Below are 20,375 nucleotides of genomic sequence, written 5' to 3'. Positions count from 1 at the left end.
AATTTATTCGCCTCAGTCAATTTTGTATTTATTTTGTTTTTTATCTTCATGTTTTTCTTTAGCTAACTCAATTAATTTCTTAATTAAATCAGAGTAACTCACACCCATATTTTCCCATAAGCTTGGGTACATGCTAAATGCAGTGAATCCAGGCATCGCATTAGTTTCATTTATAAAAATTTGATTATCGTCTGTTACAAAGAAATCAGCTCGTAGTAACCCTCCACAGTCTGTTGCTTTAAAAGCTTCAACAGCCATATTTCTTAACGTCATTTGAACCTCTTCGTCTAAGTCAGCTGGAATATCTAATTTTATTTTTCCGTCTTTATATTTTGCCTTATAGTCATAGAAAGCCACTTCTTTGATAACTTCTCCAGGCCATGTCGTTTCTGGATAGTCATTTCCCAATACAGCAACTTCAATTTCACGCGCTTCAATACCCTGTTCGATAACTAACTTGCGGTCAAATTGGAAAGCTTCTTCTATACCGTTTTTAAGCTCTTCTTCATTATTACATTTACTAATACCTACACTAGATCCTAGGTTAGCTGGTTTTACAAATACTGGATATTCTAATTTATCATGTACTAATTTTAAGATGTTACCTTCATATTTGTGATACTCACTTCTTAAAAAGCTAACATAGGGTAATTGTGGTAAACCTCTATGCGCAAAGAGTTGCTTCATTACCAATTTATCCATTGAACTTGAGGCAGCTAAAACGCCATTACCAACATACGGTATATCTAAAACTTCAAATAAACCTTGGATTGTGCCATCTTCACCATTAGGCCCATGTAATAATGGAAATACTGCACTATATGCATTTCCTGTACTTCCTTGACTTAATAATTTTGAAATTTCACCCGCTTCAACATCTATTAAGCGTAATGAGTCGATATCGTTAATCGTATCTACAATGTTTTCTTTCTTTTTCCAAGCACCATCATTTGTTATGTAAATAATGTCAATTTGATACTGTTCCTTATCAATTGCGTTCAAGACATTTTGTGCTGTTAATATTGAAACATCGTGTTCTGCACTTTTTCCTCCGTATACGATACATACATTTTCTTTAGCCATTTTTTAGCCTCCATATACAATTCTCAAACTACATCATATCACGATTTAATATTTTTTTGCATTTGTTAAGTGGTATAAAAAGCATTTATTTTTTGTTCTCTTTTATCATTCGCAAAGACATATCATAAAACTTCATATTTATAATTTTTTAAATCGACACCCTACTTCTAGCAAAATATGTTAAAGTTCGGTAAAATCTATATATAATACTAAAGATAGAGAAATCTAGCTGTTTAAAGGAGTAAGAAATGAGTACTTCACGTCAATTAAAAAATAATCATTGGATACGGCGGATTGACTGGGTTTTAATAGGCATCCTCGTATTATTAGCATTCGTAAGCGTCACGATTATCAATTCAGCTATGGGTGGCGGCCAATATAGCGCTAACTTTAGCATCAGACAAATTTTATATTATGTTTTGGGCGGTGCCATTGCATTACTCATTATGCTGGTTTCACCTAAAAAGCTCATGAAATATACATATTTATTATATTTTATCTTATGTATTGGACTGTTCATATTAATTATTATCCCTGAAACACCAATCACACCAATTATTAATGGTGCTAAAAGCTGGTATAAACTAGGGCCTATCAGTGTACAGCCTTCAGAATTTATGAAGATTGTGTTGATACTAGCACTCGCAAAATTGATTTCTAGACATAATCAATTCACGTTCAATAAATCATTAGAAACCGATTTTAAATTATTACTAAAAATTGTAGGTATTTCGATTGTACCTATGGGATTAATTTTATTACAAAATGACCTTGGTACTACACTAGTTATTTGCGCTATTATTGCTGGTGTCATGATTGTTAGTGGTATTTCATGGAAAATATTAGCACCGCTTTTTATTGCGGGTATCGTAATAGGTTCAACTTTAATATTGTCTATTATTTATAAACCTTCACTTATAGAAAACACATTGGGAATTAAAACATATCAACTAGGTAGAATTAATTCTTGGTTAGATCCTTATACGTACAGTAGTGGTGATGGTTACCATTTAACAGAATCCCTTAAAGCAATCGGTTCTGGTCAGCTATTTGGTAAAGGATTTAATCACGGTGAAGTATACATCCCAGAAAATCATACCGATTTTATTTTTTCAGTTATTGGTGAAGAATTTGGTTTTATTGGCTCAGTAATTCTAATATTAATTTTCTTAGCCTTTATATTCCATCTCGTACGCTTAGCAACTAAAATTGAATTACCTTTTAGTAAATTATTCATAATTGGATATGCTTCACTCATTTTATTCCACGTATTACAAAATATTGGAATGACTGTCCAATTACTACCTATCACTGGTATTCCACTACCATTTATTAGTTATGGCGGTAGTTCATTATGGAGTCTCATGTGTGGTATTGGTGTACTTTTATCTATTTACTATCATCAGCCCAAACAATACTCTGGTGATAAACAACAATTACGTACAACAGAATAATGTATGATGACCTGTCATACTAAAAAAGCTGGGACATCGATGTCCCAGCTTTTTATATGTATACTATATAATTAAACAAATTAATCTATATCCTATGCGTTTTAAACATTTATAAAAGTTTATACTACACTTACACTAATATCTTACCCTTAAAAATTATTTTAATTTTTAAATGTGTATCATTATCTAATGTACCTTATACATTGGCTTTGACCTTTTTTATAAACTATTATAAGGCAAAATAAAAAGTGACCAGAACAATGGGCTCTAATCACTTGATTGGGTAACTTGACTATTTCAATTCGTTAGCGGCTTTCACAGTCGTTGGTAAAGTGTGCATAACTTCTAATCTTGATTTGGTTTTCTTTATGTTTACCCCTAATGATGATAATAGTTTAACTACATTTTGAATTTTTTCGTTATCCTTACTCATATCATCACTCCTAATCTATTGCTTCTATTACATATTACCCTATTTAAATGTAAAATACCACATTATATTCAATTTTTTTATTTTAATTCAAAAAAAACAGAGTTTTTAATGTGAAATTTCACTAATTATAAACTATCCTTTGTAATGTTATATATAAAGAATTAATTCATTACATTTTATATAGTCCTACAATATATATACCCTTTAGATAGATTAATAAATTATTTTATAACCTAAATCGTACACTTCTTTTTCTAAATTATTCAAATTTGCAGGCGTTTCAAAATCTACAAAGATTGCGCCTTCTTCTATATCTATACTAACTTTAAACACACCATAAAGTTTCATTAATCTTTCTTCAATTTGTAATTTTTGCTTCTCATTATAAAGTTCAGCAATATAAATAACTTTTGATTGCATATGTTTCACCTTACTTAATCCTTCATCAATTTTTGAAAAGTTACAAGTAGTTCTTCCATCGCTTCTTGTTCATGACCCTGTTCAACTTTATCCATAATACAACTTTTCATATGATGATCTAATAATTTAGTAGCGACACTATTTAATGCGGATCGCGTAGCTCTTATTTGTGTAAGCACATCGTCACAGTACACATCTTCCTCTACCATACGATTTATGGCTTTAACTTGACCTTCGATTCTATTAAGTCTTGATTTTAAATTTGCTTTTATTTCTTCTGAATGATGCGCTTTTTGTATTTCAGTCATTTCTCAAACGCCTCCTATTCTATACCCATCATATAATATACCCCTGTTAGGTATTAGTCAAGTGATAAAACATGTTCTCCATGTTACAATAGTGGAGACTTTTACATTATTTAATTACTGTGCTATTTGTTGGAGGTTTAATATGATAGATATCTTTTCAATTATGTTTAATCACACGAACGTCATCATTAATATTATATTAATTGGCGCGTTTATATTAAACCTAATCTTTGCTTTTACAATTATTTTTATGGAACGTAGATCTGCTGGTTCAATTTGGGCATGGCTACTAGTACTTGTGCTGATACCAATTTTAGGATTTATCATTTACTTATTCATTGGCAGACAAATTCAGCGGGACCATATATTTTCCTTAAATGATGAAGATAAAATTGGCATTGAAATGATTGTTAATGAGCAATTAGAAGCTTTAAAAAATGATGATTTTTCAAAAGGCAATCATCAAATTGTGAAATTTAAAGATATGGTACAAATGTTGTTATACAATAATGCTGCGTTCTTAACAACAGATAATGAAATTAGTATCTATACAGATGGCAAAGAAAAATTTGATGCACTGCTAAATGATATTAATAATGCAACAGACTATATTCATATCCAATATTATATATTTAGAAATGATAATCTCGGGAAAAAGATACTATCTGCACTTGAGCAGAAACTCGAAGAAGGCATTGAAGTGAAAATGCTATACGACGATATGGGGTCTAGGGGTTTATCTCTAAAACATTTTAAGAACTTTAGAAAAAAAGGTGGCCATGTTGAAGCATTTTTCCCTTCTAAATTGCCTTTAATTAATCTGAGAATGAATAATCGGAACCACCGTAAAATCGTGGTTATCGATGGTCATATTGGTTACGTAGGTGGATTCAATGTGGGTGATGAGTATTTAGGTCTTAAGAAAAAATTTGGTTACTGGAGAGACACACATCTAAGAATTGTTGGAGATGCTGTGAATGCCTTACAATTACGTTTTATGCTTGATTGGAATTCACAATCAACACGTGATCGCTTATCTTATGCTGAACGTTATTTCCCTGATGTTGATTCAGGTGGTACAACCGGTGTGCAAATCGCTTCAAGTGGTCCCGATGAAACCTGGGAACAAATTAAATACGGTTATTTAAAAATGATTGCTTCAGCAAAAAAATCTATTTATATTCAATCGCCCTATTTCATACCTGATCAAGCATTTCTTGATGCAGTCAAAATAGCTGCACTGGGTGGTGTTGACGTAAATATTATGATTCCAAACAAGCCTGATCACCCTTTTGTTTATTGGGCGACTTATAATAATGTAGCTTCCCTTTTAGATGCAGGTGTCAATATCTTCCATTATAACAATGGCTTCCTACATTCTAAGACACTCGTTATAGATGATGAAGTAGCAAGTGTAGGTACAACTAATATGGATCATCGTAGTTTCACATTAAATTTTGAAATTAATGCATTTATCTATGATACATACATCTCAAAAGCATTAAGATCCGCTTTTGAAAGTGATTTACATGTATCTTATCAATTAACAAAAGAAATTTATGAACAAAGAAGTTTATGGATTAAATTTAAAGAAGGTATTTCACGACTATTGTCACCGATTTTATAAAAAATCAGGTCTAACGTAACAATTTCCCTACTGTTGCTTAGACCTTTTATTTTATGAATTTATTTAATATGACTAAACTGAGAGGTGTAGCTAATTTGAAAGAAACTGAAATACTAAACCGTGCATATAATTACATGTGTACATATCATAAAGATGACGCGACTGGCCATGATATTGCACATATTAATCGTGTATTGCGTTTAGCAACTTATATAGCTGAACAAGAACAATCGCAACACATGTTAACAATTCAACTAGCAAGTTTATTACATGACACTGTAGATAGTAAATTAACCAATCATAAAAAAGCGTTAACTAAGTTAAAAAGCTTTTTGAAAGACTTACAATTACCTAAAGAACAGCAACAACATATATTACATATAATTAAACATATAAGTTATAGACATGGTCAAAATAATGAAGTTTCATTAACACTTGAAGGACAAATTGTACGTGATGCAGATAGACTAGACGCAATAGGAGCGATTGGTATTGCACGCACTTTCCAATTTGCGGGTCATTTTAATGAACCCATGTGGGTTGAGCATTCAACAAAGCATATAACAGAGACGGATGACGCACATTATGATCAATGGTCGCCATCAGCAATCAAACATTTTTATGAAAAGCTTTTGAAATTAAAGTCATTAATGCATACAGAAACAGCAAAACAATTAGCAGCGCAAAGACATCAATATATGGAAAATTTTATCAATCAATTTTTCGAAGAATGGTATTTTTAGATAAAACATTGTAATCATACAAAAAAGCACAACCTACTGAGTAGATTGTGCTTTTTTAGTTCTTAAAAATAGTTTAACTTATTATTTCTTTTTATTTTTCTTAGAAACAACTTGCGTATTTTTACCTTTACCTGATGCTTCAGCTTTATTTTTCTCCATAGCTTCAATCATCGGTGCAACTTCTCTTTGTGCAAGTTTAGAGTAGTACATATTCGCTACTTGCGTTTGTACAATCAAGAATGCGGCACTGACTGACCAATATAGACCTAATGCTGAAACAGATGAGAATGAAATCCACACAATCATAATTGGTGAAATGACCATCATCATGTAACCCATTTGACGTTGTTCTGCTGGCATACTCTTACTTGATACGTATGCTTGTAAGAAGTATAAGATACCTGCAATAATTGTAATCCAAATGTCTGGTTTCGCTAGGTTAAACCATAAGAAATAAGGATGTTCTGTAAATCCACCGCTTGATGGATATTTCAATACGAAGAATAGTCCCATAATGATTGGCATTTGAATAAGGATTGGTAAACATCCTAACATGCTCTTCATCGGATTCATATCGTATTTTTTATAAACTTCCATCATTTCTGAGTTTGCTGCCATTTTTTCTTCTTGTGTACGCGAACGCTTAACCTTCTCTTGAATTGCATCAATATCCGGTTTTGCAACTTTCATTTTTTCACGCATCATATGACTATTTTTATAGTTTGATAACATGAATGGTAACAATACGATACGTATTACTAACACAAGTACTACGATTGCTAAACCATAGTCATTATTAAAACTAGTTCCCAACCAATGTATTACATTATCCATTGGCACATAAAACGTATTATAGAAGAAACCGTCTCTATTTTCAGGTTTAGAATAGTCACAGCCTGCTAAAAAGACCATTACACCTAATAATAAAGGTAGTAGTGCTTTCTTTTTCATTTTTCCACCTCTAATGATATATTCACATAGAATTTATTTTATCATACTCAAAGGGAAGTAGAAAACAAAAAAAGAAATATTTATACTTTATTCAACATTTTGTAAGAATTGACTAATTGTATTTGAAATATTTTCACTCTTTGTAATAGCTGAAATAATGGATATACCGTCTGCACCAGCTTGCATAACTTCCCTCGTATTTTCAACATTTATACCACCGATTGCTACGATTGGAAAATGATTAACATGCGCTCTTAATTTCGTTATCATTTCTGGCCCTACTGGTAAATTTGCATCATCTTTAGATGTCGTTGCGTACATTGGCCCAACGCCAATATAGTCCACATGTGCTAAATTAGATGTTTTATATTCATCTATATTACTAATGCTTAAACCAATAATTTTTCCTTTAAATTGTTCAGCAAATACTTTAACATCCATATCATCCTGACCAACATGAATCCCATCCGCACCAATCTTATTGGCTAAGGCAACATCATCATTAACGATAAATGGTACTGCATAATCATGACACAAAGCTAATAATTTCCGTGCTAAGTCCTCTTTTTCATCTCCAATTAATGCACCGTTACCTTTTTCTCTAAATTGGAACATGGTTATTCCAGATTCAAGTGCTTCAGTCACAACATCTATAATAGTTGTCTTACTTTCAATATCTTGCGTGCCACAAATAAAATACAGTTTCAAATTATTTTTATCAAACATTACTGCACCTCTTGTATATCACTTTGATTTGAATAATCATCATAAGTCACTTGATATAGTGCATCTAATAATAACGTCATAAATGTACCAGGACCTTTGTCTTCCGCAAGTTGCTCTGCCTTTTCCGCAGCGATATTATAAATTGAAGTGGCTTCAACTAACTGGCTGATTGAAGTTGTTTCATCTGTCGGTAAAAAACTAGCTATGACAGCACCTAATAAACAGCCTGCACCCGTTACTTTGGCCAACAAAGCCGATCCATTATTCAGTTGATATATTTGATTGTCTTGAATCACAACATCCTCTTTGCCAGTGATGATTATCGCACTATTTAATCGTTTATGCGCTTCTTTGGCAATTTCTATCGCATTTAAATTATCATCACTGTCCGTTCCTTTCATCTTAGCATCATTATTTATCAACGCTAAAATTTCAGATGCATTCCCTTTTATAACTGCTACATCTACAGTATTTAAAAAAGTTTTACAAAAATCCTTGCGATATTGGGATGCACCGACAGCAACTGGATCAAATACAATTGGCGTGCCTACTTCATTAGCTGTTTTAGCAATTTCTAAAATGTCCTGCTCTCTATCTTTAGTTAAAGTACCAATATTAATGAGCAGTGCATTAGCAGGTGTTAACATATCTATCGCTTCTTCAGGTGCTTGACTCATTGCTGGGCTTGCACCCAAACTTAAAAGTCCGTTTGCCGTAAAGTTCTTTACGACATCGTTTGTGTAACAAATAACGAGTGGATTATTCGTTCTTAAATTATTTAAACTATTCATCATCTAGACCTACCTTTTTCATATATGCAAAGTGATTTACAGGTCCTCTACCTTGACCAATTTCTGGCGTATATTTAATGCTTAATGAAATAAATTTTTTAGCTTTTTTCACTGCGTCATAAATCGTTCTACCTTTTGCCAGTTCAGCTGTAATTACTGCTGAAAAAGTACAACCTGTACCATGGGTATGCTGCGTATCATAACGAGGTTCTTCAAACGTATAGACCTCATCTTTAGTAAATAAATAATCTTTAGCAGTTTCTAAATCTTCAGCATGTCCGCCTTTAATAACAACACCCTTACTCCCAATTTCATTAATAAATATGTTGCCTGCTTTATATATCGCTGCCTCATTATCAATCTTTAATCCAGTTATTTCTTCAGCTTCTGGTAAGTTTGGAGTCGCTACTGTTGCATAGGGTAACAATATATTTTGTAAATCTGCTTTCGCGTCATCATCCATCAATGAATCACCACTTTTAGCTAACATAACTGGATCAATAACATATGGTATCTCAGGATATTTCACTAAGTATTCTTGAATTAATTGCATCATTTCCTTTGAAGCAATCATACCAGTTTTAATGGCATGTGGTAATTCGTCATCAAACACACTTGCCAGTTGTTCAGATAACCACTGTGGCTCAAGATTGTGAATATGTTGTACACCTTTAGTGTTTTGCGCAACAATGCTTGTAACAGCCGCCATACCATATACGCCACAAGCATGAAAAGATTTCAAATCTGCCATTACACCAGCACCTCCTGTTGGATCAGTACCAGCAATTGTCAATGCAATATTGGGTTTATTCATTTTTCATACCTCCATATGACCATGATTCTTCATTAAATGACATATTAAAAAAGTTTCTTTCATGTACTGTACTTTGTAAAAAGCATTGTTTTATCTCATTTTTTTCTTTTTCACTACAATGCTTCGTCAATTTATCCATTAAATTATCAAATACAATAACTAATTCATCCATTTCAGTACTATAAAATTCAAACCATTTAGCTAAAATAGAATCTTTATTTAATTCTTTATCCCTTAATGCTTCTTGAGCAATGACTTGATAAACATAAGGACAAGGTGCCATTGCAGCAATCGTATAAGCAGCATTTTCTTTAGCATACGCATTGAAATACATATGTTTAATATAATGATCGCCACTCGGTGGCCAAACTTTCTCTTGTACGATTTCATTATAACTTTCTTGGACATAATCCGCTAAAATTTCATGTGCTTCCACTTCACCATCTACTATAAATTGAATTTGTTCAACCAAAAATCGAACATCATTTAAGTTCCCCATTTTTGGAATTAACAGTGCGTATATATTCGCAAATTCATTTAAATAAGAAGCATCTGCTCTTAAATAGAATTTGGTTGCTTCAGTCGGTAAATTCCCATGTAACATACCTTGTATAAATGGATCGTGGTAGATTTGATTAATAATTGGTTTAGCTTCTTTTTTTAACTGTTCTGAAAATAACACAAAAATCCTCCTATAAATAAAAAAACTACATTCCCGACAGAAACGTAGTTAATTAATAGCGAGGATTTATACCCCAACTTTAGATTAAACTACTTTCCTACGTTGGTATTAACCAAATCAGGTTGTAAGGGTCTGAATTTAATCATCTCAGCCAACTGGCTCCCCTAGTAGCGTTTTTATATTTTATTTAATTAAAAGATAACAAAATACTGACAAATTTGCAAAATAACTGACTATAAAAAAAGCTGAGACATATATGTCTCAGCTTTAAATATTTATCTTAAGTTCATTACTACACTTAATTTTTTATGCAGTAACCCATTGTGAAGCGCCTGCTGTGTTGTAAAGTTTAACAGCTGCTGCGTCTTGTACTGCTTCAGGTGCTTCTGTTGGTGATACACCTTGATATTCAGATGGTGCTACTGAATCCCATGTGCTTTGTAAGAATTGATATTTACCTGCTGCACCTGATGATGGGTTAACAGCTTTAAGGTCGCCGCCTGATTCACGTTGCGCGATTGCTTGTAAATGAGAGTTAACATTTACTGATGAACCTTCTGAAGCTTCACTTGAACTAGATTCATTTGAAGTTGATTCATTTGAGCTTGAAGTAGTTTGTGTAGTTGCTTCTTGTTGTGGTTGTTGTGTTTCTTCAGTTTGTGGTGCAGCTTCTTCTGCTGGTTGTTCAGTTGAAGCTTGCTCAGTTTGTTGTGGTTGTTCAACTTGTTGTGGTTGCTCAGCAGTTTCTTGTGCTGGTGCATTAGTTGAACCTTGTCCATAGCTCCAAGTCCAATATTGACCGTCTGATTGGAAGCTATAATCAGTATTATTGTAATTAAAGTTTATATTATAAGCACCGTCTTGTACTGACGCTTCATTTAATGATTCTGGATTAGTTTGAACTTGTTGAGCTAATTGGGCTTTGTCAACGCCTTGTTCTGAAGCGTCTGCTGAATTTCCTGCTGCGAATCCTGTTACGCCAAGTCCAACTGCTAATGTTGATGCTACTACTGTTTTTTTCATTGTAAAAAAGTCCTCCTATAAGGTAATTAAGTTTATTTTTATTTATGATTAATTTGCAAATACAACTATAACATTCAAAAAATCGTTGTAGGTTACAGTGAAATAAAAAAAATCGGCTTTTTTTACAATGAAATTACATTTAATTTATCTTTGAATATAATTTTTTATCCCCTTAAAAACTTCTGTGATAGTTTTTAAAAGCTATGAAAAGTAAAATTTCACGTAATATGATTGTAATATATCAGATTATTCAGTTTTATTTAAATTACTTATTAGCGATTTGATTGCTGATTCTATATTAAATAAGCTATCCCTCTTATAGGGATATTTTAAGAGGGATAGCCAATAGAAGTATAATTGATAGTAGGATTTAAATGTATATTAAAGTGGATGATTAGATTAGGGGTAGATTTAGGGTGGGTGGTTTATACAATTTCATATATATCATTATTTTGTACGTTAATGTCTTTAAATGCATTTTGGGAATGCTCTAGCGGGAATGGTTCAAAAAGTAAATCATTTTTATCTTTGTTTTGTGGAGACATGAATTTAATTGATTCAATAAGTATTTCTGATACAAAATGCGTCTGACCTTCTTTTTCATATTTATGTGATTGCATTTGGCCTGTTATACCTACAAGTGAGCCTTGCTTCGTATATTTCTCAATGTTTGTTGCCATTTTTCCAAATGCTTTACAAAATAAATAATCACATACCGGGGTTTGATTCTTATCTTTATAGTTCCTTGATACAGCTACACAAAATGTAGCTAATTTTTTCTCCTCCTTATCATATATTTTAGGGTCCTTAGTTAGTCGCCCTACGATAACAATGTTATTAATCATATGTCACCTCCTTTATAACTATATTCTATGAATTTTACACAATACCGTCAAAGTACAATAACACAGAATTCAAAAGATGTTTTAATACTAAATTCTACAAATTTTACCTTTCTCTTTTAAAATTACGTTATAATGATTGTATAATTCGAATAATTGTAGAAGTTAAATTTATTAATTGGATGTGAGGACGATGAAATCATTTAAAGCTGTTCGATTTCAAATCGTATCAGATAGTGGTGGCGTTACAGAATATGAAATAGAAGATGGCGTTATTATCAATAAAGAAAATAGTGGAACTGGTTGGTTATTAGAAATTGTTATTTCAGATTATCATTATGAAACAATGAAACAATATATGGATGATGAAACTTTATTAGATATACGCGTAGTGATTACACGTCCAGCAAATGATCCGGCTCTTTTTGATGCGACGATTAAAAACATAAAAAAACTGGAAAGTACAATCTCCATCGTTTTTGAATGTCATATTTATACATTAAGACAAGTATATGCAGAAAGTTTATTAGAACAACTTATTGATGAAGGTTTAACAGGAGACGAACTTAAAAAATCTTTCAATCGTATGATGCAATCTAAACCAAGATTAAAAGATGAAAAAATAGAAAAATAATTACTATAAAAAAGACCTCAAACCGTTGTATTTACAACTGAGCTTGAGGTCTTTTATTTACTTTGCTTGAATTGCAAACGTTAATTCACAACTACATGCTACTTCACCATCGACGGTAGCTTTTGCGTTACCTTTACCGATTGGCCCACGCATTTTTGTTATTTCAACTTCTAATTTTAAAGTATCTCCAGGAGTAACTTGTTTTTTGAAGCGACATTTATCAATTCCAGCAAAAAATGCAAGTTTCCCTTTATTTTCTTCACTATTTAAAATCGCTACTGCACCTGTTTGAGCAAGCGCTTCTGTAATTAAAACACCAGGCATAACTGCATATTCCGGAAAATGACCTTGGAAAAACGGTTCATTACCTGATACTTGTTTAATAGCCACACAACGTGTACCTACTTCATATTCAACAACACGATCAATTAATAAAAATGGTTGTCTATGCGGTATGATTTCTTTAATTTGGTTATAATCAAAAATTGTTTCCATTGTTTACTTCCTCCATCTTGTTCTTGAATCGCCACTTCAATTGCGAATCATGTATTAAGCTTGTGTTCGTTTTATATCTGCACCTAGTGCTTCTAATTTACCGTGTAAGTCAACATAACCTCTGTCTAAATGCTTTAATTCTGTTACTTGCGTCGTTCCATCAGCTACAAGTCCGGCTAATATAAGTGCTGCTGCTGCACGTAAGTCAGTAGCTTTTACTTGTGCACCTTGTAGTTCACTCTTACCTTCAATCTTAGCACTTCTGCCTTCGACAGAAATCTTAGCGTTCATACGTTTAAATTCAGCTACATGCATAAATCTATTTTCAAATACAGTTTCAGTTACTACTTTATGTCCTTCAGCTGTTAGTAATAATGCCATCATTTGTGATTGCATATCCGTAGGGAATCCTGGATGTGGTAATGTTTTAATATCTACGGGTTTTAATTCATCTTCTACTCTTACGCGAATTGCGTCATCTTGATAATCTAGATTCACACCCATTTCTTCCAATTTGTAAACAAGGCTTGTCATATGTTCTTTTATAGCACCATTTACAAGTACATCACCACGTGTAATCGCACCAGCAATCAGGAGTGTACCTGCTTCAATTCTATCAGGAATAATCGCGTGTTCCACACCGTGAAGTGTTTCTACACCATGGATAATGATCGTATCCGTGCCAGCTCCAGAAACGTTACCTCCCATTTCGTTAATATAATTTGCTAAATCAACGATTTCTGGTTCTCTTGCAACATTTTCTAATACTGTTTTACCTTCTGCTAGTGAAGCTGCCATGATAATATTTTGCGTTGCGCCAACACTTGGGAAGTCTAAATGAATGGTTGTACCTTTTAATCCATTTTCAGTACTTGCATAAATAAAACCACCATCCATATGAATATCAGCACCAAGTTCTTCGAAACCTTTGATGTGCTGTTCAATTGGTCTTGAACCAATTGCGCAACCACCTGGCAATGCGACTTTAGCATGACCTAAGCGGGCTAATAATGGACCCATAACAAGAATACTGGCTCTCATTTTACTTACATATTCATATGGTGCCTCTTCATTTAATTCTTTCGTTGCATCTACAGTTACTGATTCTTCGTCTTTATCGTATGAAACTTCTGCATTTAATGTTGAAATCACATTATTAATCGTTTCTACATCACTTAATGCAGGTACATTCATAAGTTTACTGACACCTTCTGATGCTAAAAGTGAAGCAGTTAATACTGGTAATACAGCATTCTTGGCACCTGACACTTTAACCTCACCAGTTAATCTATTTCCACCATTAATTTCTATCATATCCATCTTAAATCCTCCACTTTGCTACTTATATATTTCATTTTAATTAAACTATTTTATGTACTTCTAAATTATTATATCTATAACTCAAAAAGATATACAAGTATTTGAATTATTGTGCTAAATATTTTATTTGCGTTGAGTATTGTAACAAATCCACAATAAAATTACTAACAGCTGTTCCAAGTAATATTGCTAAAAAAATCATACAAATTTGAACTTGTAAGGGATACCCCTTTTTAAAAAACTGCTCTAATCTCACTGCATTTAATGCCCAATAAGCAATACAAATACAAACCACATGTAAGATAAGATGTACAATTGAAAATTGTCCTAGATACTCCATACAATAACTCCTCACTTTAGACTGTCAATTTATTTTACACGAAATAATCATTAAAAGATACTTAAGAACTGCAGAATTTAATTAACTATAATGCTTTTGTTGTTTGAGCACTTCACTTTTTATTTTTGTGTCTACTTTACTATACGAACTTACGTCTCTAAAAAAAGAGTCTAAGACATTTTTCATGTCTTAGACTCTTTTTGGAGTGAGTAGTAGATGCCTAAATGGAAAAAGTAACATCCCACTCACCAATGATATAATTTATTGTAAGTTCGCGACGCGAATGCGGTTATTCGCTCTTTCTAAAGCACGTTTAGCTCTATTAACGTCGCTGTTATCTTCTTCATTATTCAAATGAGATTCTGCTCTAGATTTTGCTAATTCAGCTCTAGCAACATCTATTTCATTCGCAGGTTCTGCAGTTTGTACAATAATTGATAATTTATCTTGTCTAACCTCAACAAAACCTTCACTCACTGCAATATATTCTGAACCACCGTCAAAATTTATTTTGACATAGCCAATTTCAAGTGCTGCAACTGTTGGAATATGTCCATACATAACACCGATTTCTCCTGCAGTAGTTTGTAATACTGCAAGATTAACATCTTCTCGGTCGTAAACAGAACCATTAGGAGTGACAATATTTAGGCTTAATGTGTTCATTATCTTTACCTCCTAATTTTTAAACTTCAACACCCATATCTTTAGCTTTTGCGATTACTTCTTCCATACTACCTACAAGACGGAATGCATCTTCAGGAATATGATCATATTCGCCATCTAAAATTGCTTTGAAGCCTTCTACCGTTTTTTGAACAGGTACATATGAACCTTTTTGACCAGTAAATTGTTCAGCTACGTGGAAGTTTTGTGATAAGAAGAACTGGATACGACGTGCACGTTCAACAGTTTGTTTATCTTCTTCTGATAATTCATCCATACCTAAAATAGCAATAATATCTTGTAATTCTCTATATTTTTGTAATGTAGATTGTACATCACGAGCTATTTCATAATGATCTTGACCAACGATTGTAGGGTCTAATGCCCTAGAAGTAGATGCAAGCGGATCAACGGCAGGATAAATACCCATTTCCGTTAATTTACGTTCAAGGTTAGTTGTAGCATCTAAGTGAGCAAAGACAGCTGCTGGTGCTGGGTCAGTATAATCATCGGCAGGTACGAAAACTGCTTGGATTGACGTTACAGATCCTTTAGTTGTTGATGTAATACGTTCTTGTAATTGACCCATTTCAGTAGCAAGGGTAGGTTGATAACCAACGGCTGATGGCATACGACCTAATAGTGCTGATACTTCTGAACCAGCTTGCGTAAATCTGAATATGTTATCAATAAATAGTAAAACATCTTGTCCTTGTACATCACGGAAGTGTTCAGCCATTGTTAAGCCTGATAAAGCAACACGCATACGCGCACCAGGTGGCTCATTCATTTGTCCGAAGACCATAGCTGTTTTCTTAATAACACCACTATCACTCATTTCGTAGTATAAGTCATTACCTTCACGCGTACGTTCACCTACGCCGGCAAATACTGAAATACCACCATGTTCTTGAGCTATATTATTAATTAATTCTTGAATTAATACTGTTTTACCTACACCAGCGCCACCGAATAAACCGATTTTACCACCTTTAATATATGGTGCAAGTAAATCAATTACTTTAATACCTGTTTCTAAGATTTCAACTTTTGTTGATAATTGATCGAATGCAGGTGCTTCTCTATGAATTGGATCACGTTTGACAGAAGTATCAAGCTTCTCGTCTAAGTCAATTGTATCACCAAGAACATTAAACACACGTCCTAACGTAGCATCACCAACTGGAACACTGATGCTATCTCCGCTATCTCGAACTTCTGTACCACGTTTAACACCATCAGTAGAATCCATTGCAATTGTACGTACGACATCATCGCCAAGTTGTAATGCCACTTCTAATGTAAGAGATACTGTACCTTCATCTCTTTCAACGTCTACGACTAAGGCATTGTTAATTTCTGGAACTTCATTGTGCTCAAAGCGAACATCAATTACTGGACCCATAACTTGAGTTACACGGCCTAATCCCATGTTTTTTTCCTCCTTTAATAATTATTCAAGCGCAACTGAGCCACCGACAATTTCAGTGATTTGTTGAGTAATTGCTGCTTGTCTTGCTCTGTTATATTGAATAGATAAGTCATCAATAATTTCTGACGCATTATCTGATGCATTTTTCATTGCAGTCATACGCGTAGCATGTTCACTTGCTTTTGCATCTAAAATCGTTCCATATATTAAACTTTCAACATATTGAGGTAAAATGACGCTCAATATTGCCTCTTTGTCTGGTTCGAACTCATATGATGACATTTGACCATGTCCTAAGCTAGAGTCCTCAGGAGACAATGGAAGCACAGTTTTGGTAGAAGGTGTATTTTCTAATACACTTACGAAATGACTAAAATAAATTTTCACCTCATCAACTTCTCCTTCACTATACAAACCTATAGCTTTTTTAGCTATTGCTTGTACTTCTTTAAAAGAAGGTTGATCTGGTACATCTATAAGTGAATCATGTATGTCATAACCTTTATTTTTAAGGAAATCCACACCAGTTTGACCTAATACTACAATTGAATAATCATCTTTACTTGCATGTTTTTCTTCAATATCTTTTATAAGGTGTTTTAATACGTTTGCATTGTAAGCACCTGCAAGACCTTTATCACTTGCAATCACTAGGTAGGCACTTTTCTTCACTTCCCGTTGTTGTAACATTGGGTGACGTGAATTTTTATCTGAACCTGCAACTGCAGTAATTGCATCTTGCATTTTTTCCATATATGGTCTGAACTGTTTCGCGTTGCTTTCCGCACGGCGCAATTTAGAACTTGATACCATGTTCATTGCTTTCGTAATTTGCTTCATTTTTTTGGTTGATTTTATACGTGTATCAATCTCTTTAAGAGATCCCATTATCTCACCACCTTTTATTTAAGATTAACTATTATGCTTCTGATTTGCTAAAGCTTTTTTTGAATTCTGTAATTGCTGATTCAAATGCTTCATCTTTTGGTAATGCACCTGAAGTTTTAATTTCATTTAATAGTTCAGTCGCATTAGACTTAGCCCAAAGATTTAATTCTTCCTCGAAACGAGTAATATCTTCTACTGGGATGTCATCTAAATAACCTTTAGTCAATGCATAAATAATTAATACTTGATTTTCGACAGGTAGTGGTTTGTTTTTATCTTGTTTTAAGATTTCAACCGTACGTTTACCACGTTCTAATTTTTTAGCTGTAAACTCATCTAAATCTGAACCAAATTGTGCAAATGACTCTAATTCACGATAAGAAGCTAAATCTAAACGTAACGTACCAGCAACTTTTTTCATTGCTTTTATCTGTGCAGAACCACCAACACGTGATACAGATTGACCAGCATTAATGGCAGGTCTTACACCTGAGAAGAATAAATCAGATTGTAAGAAGATTTGTCCATCTGTAATTGAAATAACGTTAGTTGGTACATAAGCTGCGATATCGCCTGCTTGTGTTTCTATAATTGGTAAGGCAGTAATAGAGCCTCCACCTAAATCATCATTTAACTTCGCTGCTCTTTCAAGTAATCTACTATGTAAGTAGAACACATCACCTGGGTATGCTTCACGGCCTGGTGGTCTACGTAATAATAGTGATAACTCACGGTAAGCTGCAGCTTGTTTCGTTAAATCATCATAAACAATTAAAACGTCTTTACCAGCAAACATGAATTCTTCAGCCATAGCTACACCTGAATATGGTGCAATATAAAGCATTGGAGCTGGGTCAGCTGCTGAAGCAGAAACAACAATTGTGTAATCTAACGCGCCTTCTTGGCGTAGCTTTTCAACATTAGCACGAACAGTTGAATCTTTTTGTCCAATAGCAACATAAATACAAATTGTATCTTGATCAGCTTGGTTTAAAATTGTATCAATAGCAACCGTAGTTTTACCTGTTTGACGGTCACCAATGATTAATTCACGTTGACCACGACCAATTGGTACAAGTGCATCAATGGCTTTAATACCAGTTTGTAATGGTTCATCAACTGATTTACGGTCCATTACACCTGTTGCTTTTTTCTCTACAGGTCTTGTGCTTGTTGTATTAACTGGACCTTGTCCATCAATAGGTTGTCCAAGTGGGTTCACAACACGACCAATAAGTTCGTTACCTACAGGAACTTCCATAATACGTCCAGTACGTTTTACTTCGTCCCCTTCTTTGATATCAGCGTATGGTCCTAAAATAACTACACCGACATTTGATTCTTCTAAGTTTTGTGCTAAGCCTAGAACGCCACTTTTGAATTCTATTAGCTCACCAGCCATAACATCGTTTAATCCGTGGATTAATGCGATACCGTCACCAATTTGTAGTACTGTACCTACATCAGTAACTGCCATTTCCGACTCATAATTTTCGATTTGTGAGCGAAGTAATGCACTGATTTCTTCAGCTTTAATGGCCATCTATGTCACTCCTTCAAATTTTATTTCACTCTAATAAATTGTCTTTCTAATTGCGCAAGATCATTTTTAATACTTGCGTCCATCACTTTCGTACCAACTTTAACTCTGATACCACCGATAAGTTCAGGATTGATTTTGTTAGTAATCATTATTTTAGAAAGTTTAGTTCGTGCTTTAATAATTTCTTCTATACTTGATAATTCTTCTTCTGACAATTGATATACGGATTCGATTACGGCATAGTCTTGATTATGCTCTTCATTATATAATGTTTCAAACGCGATATATATTTCATGAATGTGTCCTAAATGACGATTGCTAGCAAGTATTGTCAGCATATTCTGCAAGTATTGGTTCGTTTGTCCAAATACAATGCTTACGAAGCGACGACGTTGCTCAACATCTTTTTGTGGATCTGCATCCAATGCTTGTAGCTTTTTATTTTCAGATTGAACTGCTTCATTAATTGTTGAAAATTCATCGTACATGTCGTCAAGTATGTCTGCATCTTTAGCAGTATCAAATAATGCTTTGGCATATTTTTTTGCTATGTTTGCCATTACTTATCGCCTGCCTCTTTTATGTACTTTTCAACTAAAGCTTTTTGATCTTTATCTGAGATTTCTTTTTGCAGTACTTTAGAAGCGATTAAAACAGAAAGCTCAGAAACTTGGTTGTTAATATCTGCAATTGCACGTTCTTTTTCACTGTTGATTTCATTCTGTGCAGTTTCAATCATGCCATTAGCTCTGATATTTGCTTCATGAATAATTTCTTCATGTTGTTTTCGTGCTTGAACTTTAGATTCTTCTAAAATCTTTTGAACCTCATCTTGTGTTTCTTTTAGTGTTTGTTTATTTTGTTCTTCTAACTTTTGTGCATTTAATTTAGCTTGTTCAGCATCATCAATGTCTTTATTAATATCGTGTTCACGTTTATCCATTACATCTTTTAATGGACCCCATGCGAACTTTTTCAATAAAGCTAATAAGATAAGAAAAGTTACAAGCGTAACGATTATTGTCCCCCATTGAACGCCGCTAGTTCCAGCTGCACCAAGTACAAACATATTTGTCGTAGCAGTCACTTACATAGACACTCCTTTCATACATTATAATCATAAGACATTATTGATAAAAACGAACGGCGAAAGTCTTTCA

General features: G+C 33.5%; 24 protein-coding genes and 1 riboswitch. Of the genes, 4 read left to right on the top strand and 20 right to left on the bottom strand.

What is annotated here, in order from left to right; all coding sequences use genetic code 11:
* Window positions 1-12: 12 nt before the first annotated feature.
* The gene (locus ACM6UH_RS04990) at window positions 13-1,083 is read right to left on the bottom strand and encodes a D-alanine--D-alanine ligase (protein ID WP_061050523.1); all 1,071 of its coding nucleotides are present in this window, start codon (window positions 1,081-1,083) and stop codon (window positions 13-15) included.
* Between the two features lie 248 nt (window positions 1,084-1,331).
* Between ACM6UH_RS04990 and ACM6UH_RS04985 the strand changes: the two genes are divergently transcribed.
* Window positions 1,332-2,537 carry an FtsW/RodA/SpoVE family cell cycle protein gene (locus ACM6UH_RS04985; protein ID WP_011302694.1) on the top strand — a complete coding sequence of 402 codons (1,206 nt, stop codon included), beginning with the start codon at window positions 1,332-1,334 and terminating at the stop codon, window positions 2,535-2,537.
* A 292-nt stretch (window positions 2,538-2,829) separates the two neighbouring features.
* Here the strand turns inward: ACM6UH_RS04985 and ACM6UH_RS04980 are convergent, their stop codons facing one another.
* The 3 genes from ACM6UH_RS04980 to csoR form a co-directional block, all read right to left on the bottom strand.
* The gene (locus ACM6UH_RS04980) at window positions 2,830-2,970 is read right to left on the bottom strand and encodes an Lmo0850 family protein (protein ID WP_002482742.1); all 141 of its coding nucleotides are present in this window, start codon (window positions 2,968-2,970) and stop codon (window positions 2,830-2,832) included.
* A gap of 213 nt (window positions 2,971-3,183) precedes the next feature.
* The gene (gene csoZ / locus ACM6UH_RS04975) at window positions 3,184-3,390 is read right to left on the bottom strand and encodes a putative copper chaperone CsoZ (protein ID WP_002482741.1); all 207 of its coding nucleotides are present in this window, start codon (window positions 3,388-3,390) and stop codon (window positions 3,184-3,186) included.
* 14 nt (window positions 3,391-3,404) lie between these two features.
* Window positions 3,405-3,698 (bottom strand): copper-sensing transcriptional repressor CsoR, encoded by a 294-nt coding sequence (csoR, locus tag ACM6UH_RS04970; protein ID WP_002482740.1) that lies wholly within the window; start codon window positions 3,696-3,698, stop codon window positions 3,405-3,407.
* Between the two features lie 142 nt (window positions 3,699-3,840).
* On the opposite strand from csoR, the gene cls reads away from it, so the two are divergent.
* Complete coding sequence (gene cls / locus ACM6UH_RS04965; protein WP_011302692.1) at window positions 3,841-5,325, top strand: cardiolipin synthase; 1,485 nt, start codon at window positions 3,841-3,843, stop codon at window positions 5,323-5,325.
* 68 nt (window positions 5,326-5,393) lie between these two features.
* Window positions 5,394-6,068 (top strand): HD domain-containing protein, encoded by a 675-nt coding sequence (locus tag ACM6UH_RS04960; RefSeq protein ID WP_061050522.1) that lies wholly within the window; start codon window positions 5,394-5,396, stop codon window positions 6,066-6,068.
* Window positions 6,069-6,149: 81 nt separating this feature from the next.
* Here ACM6UH_RS04960 and yidC read toward each other — a convergent pair whose 3' ends face one another.
* The 7 genes from yidC to ACM6UH_RS04925 all read right to left on the bottom strand — a co-directional run bounded on the left by yidC (window position 6,150) and on the right by ACM6UH_RS04925 (window position 11,900).
* Window positions 6,150-7,019 (bottom strand): membrane protein insertase YidC, encoded by an 870-nt coding sequence (gene yidC, locus ACM6UH_RS04955; RefSeq protein WP_011302690.1) that lies wholly within the window; start codon window positions 7,017-7,019, stop codon window positions 6,150-6,152.
* A gap of 87 nt (window positions 7,020-7,106) precedes the next feature.
* Window positions 7,107-7,745 (bottom strand): thiamine phosphate synthase, encoded by a 639-nt coding sequence (gene thiE / locus ACM6UH_RS04950; RefSeq protein WP_011302689.1) that lies wholly within the window; start codon window positions 7,743-7,745, stop codon window positions 7,107-7,109.
* Complete coding sequence (gene thiM / locus ACM6UH_RS04945; RefSeq protein ID WP_047503196.1) at window positions 7,745-8,536, bottom strand: hydroxyethylthiazole kinase; 792 nt, start codon at window positions 8,534-8,536, stop codon at window positions 7,745-7,747. Before thiM ends, thiE begins: the two co-directional genes overlap by 1 nt.
* Window positions 8,529-9,350 carry a bifunctional hydroxymethylpyrimidine kinase/phosphomethylpyrimidine kinase gene (gene thiD / locus ACM6UH_RS04940; protein WP_047503192.1) on the bottom strand — a complete coding sequence of 274 codons (822 nt, stop codon included), beginning with the start codon at window positions 9,348-9,350 and terminating at the stop codon, window positions 8,529-8,531. Before thiD ends, thiM begins: the two co-directional genes overlap by 8 nt.
* A complete protein-coding gene (gene tenA / locus ACM6UH_RS04935; protein ID WP_047503194.1) occupies window positions 9,343-10,032 on the bottom strand; it encodes a thiaminase II in 690 nt (229 codons plus the stop codon). Before tenA ends, thiD begins: the two co-directional genes overlap by 8 nt.
* Before the next feature lie 77 nt (window positions 10,033-10,109).
* A riboswitch (TPP riboswitch) is annotated at window positions 10,110-10,208 on the bottom strand.
* Window positions 10,209-10,338: 130 nt separating this feature from the next.
* Entirely contained in the window at window positions 10,339-11,055 is a 717-nt protein-coding gene (locus ACM6UH_RS04930; RefSeq protein WP_061050521.1) for a transglycosylase family protein, read from the bottom strand.
* Between the two features lie 425 nt (window positions 11,056-11,480).
* Window positions 11,481-11,900 (bottom strand): single-stranded DNA-binding protein, encoded by a 420-nt coding sequence (locus ACM6UH_RS04925; protein ID WP_011302684.1) that lies wholly within the window; start codon window positions 11,898-11,900, stop codon window positions 11,481-11,483.
* A 190-nt stretch (window positions 11,901-12,090) separates the two neighbouring features.
* On the opposite strand from ACM6UH_RS04925, the gene ACM6UH_RS04920 reads away from it, so the two are divergent.
* Window positions 12,091-12,531 carry a YwpF-like family protein gene (locus ACM6UH_RS04920; protein WP_002482730.1) on the top strand — a complete coding sequence of 147 codons (441 nt, stop codon included), beginning with the start codon at window positions 12,091-12,093 and terminating at the stop codon, window positions 12,529-12,531.
* Between the two features lie 57 nt (window positions 12,532-12,588).
* Here ACM6UH_RS04920 and fabZ read toward each other — a convergent pair whose 3' ends face one another.
* From fabZ to ACM6UH_RS04875, 9 genes are all read right to left on the bottom strand, one after another.
* Window positions 12,589-13,026 carry a 3-hydroxyacyl-ACP dehydratase FabZ gene (gene fabZ / locus ACM6UH_RS04915; protein WP_002482729.1) on the bottom strand — a complete coding sequence of 146 codons (438 nt, stop codon included), beginning with the start codon at window positions 13,024-13,026 and terminating at the stop codon, window positions 12,589-12,591.
* A 54-nt stretch (window positions 13,027-13,080) separates the two neighbouring features.
* Window positions 13,081-14,346: a UDP-N-acetylglucosamine 1-carboxyvinyltransferase gene (gene murA / locus ACM6UH_RS04910; protein ID WP_011302683.1), complete on the bottom strand. Its 1,266-nt coding sequence runs from the start codon at window positions 14,344-14,346 to the stop codon at window positions 13,081-13,083.
* Window positions 14,347-14,452: 106 nt separating this feature from the next.
* A complete protein-coding gene (locus tag ACM6UH_RS04905; RefSeq protein WP_011302682.1) occupies window positions 14,453-14,686 on the bottom strand; it encodes a DUF1146 family protein in 234 nt (77 codons plus the stop codon).
* 261 nt (window positions 14,687-14,947) lie between these two features.
* Complete coding sequence (locus ACM6UH_RS04900; protein ID WP_002482727.1) at window positions 14,948-15,352, bottom strand: F0F1 ATP synthase subunit epsilon; 405 nt, start codon at window positions 15,350-15,352, stop codon at window positions 14,948-14,950.
* A gap of 19 nt (window positions 15,353-15,371) precedes the next feature.
* Window positions 15,372-16,784 carry a F0F1 ATP synthase subunit beta gene (gene atpD, locus ACM6UH_RS04895; protein ID WP_002482726.1) on the bottom strand — a complete coding sequence of 471 codons (1,413 nt, stop codon included), beginning with the start codon at window positions 16,782-16,784 and terminating at the stop codon, window positions 15,372-15,374.
* A gap of 21 nt (window positions 16,785-16,805) precedes the next feature.
* Complete coding sequence (gene atpG / locus ACM6UH_RS04890; RefSeq protein WP_433912005.1) at window positions 16,806-17,672, bottom strand: ATP synthase F1 subunit gamma; 867 nt, start codon at window positions 17,670-17,672, stop codon at window positions 16,806-16,808.
* Window positions 17,673-17,703: 31 nt separating this feature from the next.
* Complete coding sequence (atpA, locus tag ACM6UH_RS04885; protein ID WP_002482724.1) at window positions 17,704-19,215, bottom strand: F0F1 ATP synthase subunit alpha; 1,512 nt, start codon at window positions 19,213-19,215, stop codon at window positions 17,704-17,706.
* A 20-nt stretch (window positions 19,216-19,235) separates the two neighbouring features.
* The gene (locus ACM6UH_RS04880) at window positions 19,236-19,775 is read right to left on the bottom strand and encodes a F0F1 ATP synthase subunit delta (RefSeq protein WP_011302680.1); all 540 of its coding nucleotides are present in this window, start codon (window positions 19,773-19,775) and stop codon (window positions 19,236-19,238) included.
* The gene (locus ACM6UH_RS04875) at window positions 19,775-20,302 is read right to left on the bottom strand and encodes a F0F1 ATP synthase subunit B (RefSeq protein WP_011302679.1); all 528 of its coding nucleotides are present in this window, start codon (window positions 20,300-20,302) and stop codon (window positions 19,775-19,777) included. Before ACM6UH_RS04875 ends, ACM6UH_RS04880 begins: the two co-directional genes overlap by 1 nt.
* Window positions 20,303-20,375: the final 73 nt, after the last annotated feature.

The sequence above is a fragment of the Staphylococcus sp. LKG4-2 genome (assembly GCF_050955665.1).
Classification (GTDB): domain Bacteria; phylum Bacillota; class Bacilli; order Staphylococcales; family Staphylococcaceae; genus Staphylococcus; species Staphylococcus saprophyticus.
This window is presented reverse-complemented; position numbering and strand designations above follow the sequence as displayed.

What these genes read in the sequence shown, in the direction of transcription:
- ACM6UH_RS04990 (WP_061050523.1), bottom strand. Translation starts at nt 1,083, where the DNA reads ATGGCTAAAGAAAATGTATGTATCGTATACGGAGGAAAAAGTGCAGAA.
- ACM6UH_RS04985 (WP_011302694.1), top strand. Translation starts at nt 1,332, where the DNA reads ATGAGTACTTCACGTCAATTAAAAAATAATCATTGGATACGGCGGATT.
- ACM6UH_RS04980 (WP_002482742.1), bottom strand. Translation starts at nt 2,970, where the DNA reads ATGAGTAAGGATAACGAAAAAATTCAAAATGTAGTTAAACTATTATCA.
- csoZ (WP_002482741.1), bottom strand. Translation starts at nt 3,390, where the DNA reads ATGCAATCAAAAGTTATTTATATTGCTGAACTTTATAATGAGAAGCAA.
- csoR (WP_002482740.1), bottom strand. Translation starts at nt 3,698, where the DNA reads ATGACTGAAATACAAAAAGCGCATCATTCAGAAGAAATAAAAGCAAAT.
- cls (WP_011302692.1), top strand. Translation starts at nt 3,841, where the DNA reads ATGATAGATATCTTTTCAATTATGTTTAATCACACGAACGTCATCATT.
- ACM6UH_RS04960 (WP_061050522.1), top strand. Translation starts at nt 5,394, where the DNA reads ATGACTAAACTGAGAGGTGTAGCTAATTTGAAAGAAACTGAAATACTA.
- yidC (WP_011302690.1), bottom strand. Translation starts at nt 7,019, where the DNA reads ATGAAAAAGAAAGCACTACTACCTTTATTATTAGGTGTAATGGTCTTT.
- thiE (WP_011302689.1), bottom strand. Translation starts at nt 7,745, where the DNA reads ATGTTTGATAAAAATAATTTGAAACTGTATTTTATTTGTGGCACGCAA.
- thiM (WP_047503196.1), bottom strand. Translation starts at nt 8,536, where the DNA reads ATGAATAGTTTAAATAATTTAAGAACGAATAATCCACTCGTTATTTGT.
- thiD (WP_047503192.1), bottom strand. Translation starts at nt 9,350, where the DNA reads ATGAATAAACCCAATATTGCATTGACAATTGCTGGTACTGATCCAACA.
- ACM6UH_RS04930 (WP_061050521.1), bottom strand. Translation starts at nt 11,055, where the DNA reads ATGAAAAAAACAGTAGTAGCATCAACATTAGCAGTTGGACTTGGCGTA.
- ACM6UH_RS04925 (WP_011302684.1), bottom strand. Translation starts at nt 11,900, where the DNA reads ATGATTAATAACATTGTTATCGTAGGGCGACTAACTAAGGACCCTAAA.
- ACM6UH_RS04920 (WP_002482730.1), top strand. Translation starts at nt 12,091, where the DNA reads ATGAAATCATTTAAAGCTGTTCGATTTCAAATCGTATCAGATAGTGGT.
- fabZ (WP_002482729.1), bottom strand. Translation starts at nt 13,026, where the DNA reads ATGGAAACAATTTTTGATTATAACCAAATTAAAGAAATCATACCGCAT.
- murA (WP_011302683.1), bottom strand. Translation starts at nt 14,346, where the DNA reads ATGGATATGATAGAAATTAATGGTGGAAATAGATTAACTGGTGAGGTT.
- ACM6UH_RS04905 (WP_011302682.1), bottom strand. Translation starts at nt 14,686, where the DNA reads ATGGAGTATCTAGGACAATTTTCAATTGTACATCTTATCTTACATGTG.
- ACM6UH_RS04900 (WP_002482727.1), bottom strand. Translation starts at nt 15,352, where the DNA reads ATGAACACATTAAGCCTAAATATTGTCACTCCTAATGGTTCTGTTTAC.
- atpD (WP_002482726.1), bottom strand. Translation starts at nt 16,784, where the DNA reads ATGGGATTAGGCCGTGTAACTCAAGTTATGGGTCCAGTAATTGATGTT.
- atpG (WP_433912005.1), bottom strand. Translation starts at nt 17,672, where the DNA reads ATGGGATCTCTTAAAGAGATTGATACACGTATAAAATCAACCAAAAAA.
- atpA (WP_002482724.1), bottom strand. Translation starts at nt 19,215, where the DNA reads ATGGCCATTAAAGCTGAAGAAATCAGTGCATTACTTCGCTCACAAATC.
- ACM6UH_RS04880 (WP_011302680.1), bottom strand. Translation starts at nt 19,775, where the DNA reads ATGGCAAACATAGCAAAAAAATATGCCAAAGCATTATTTGATACTGCT.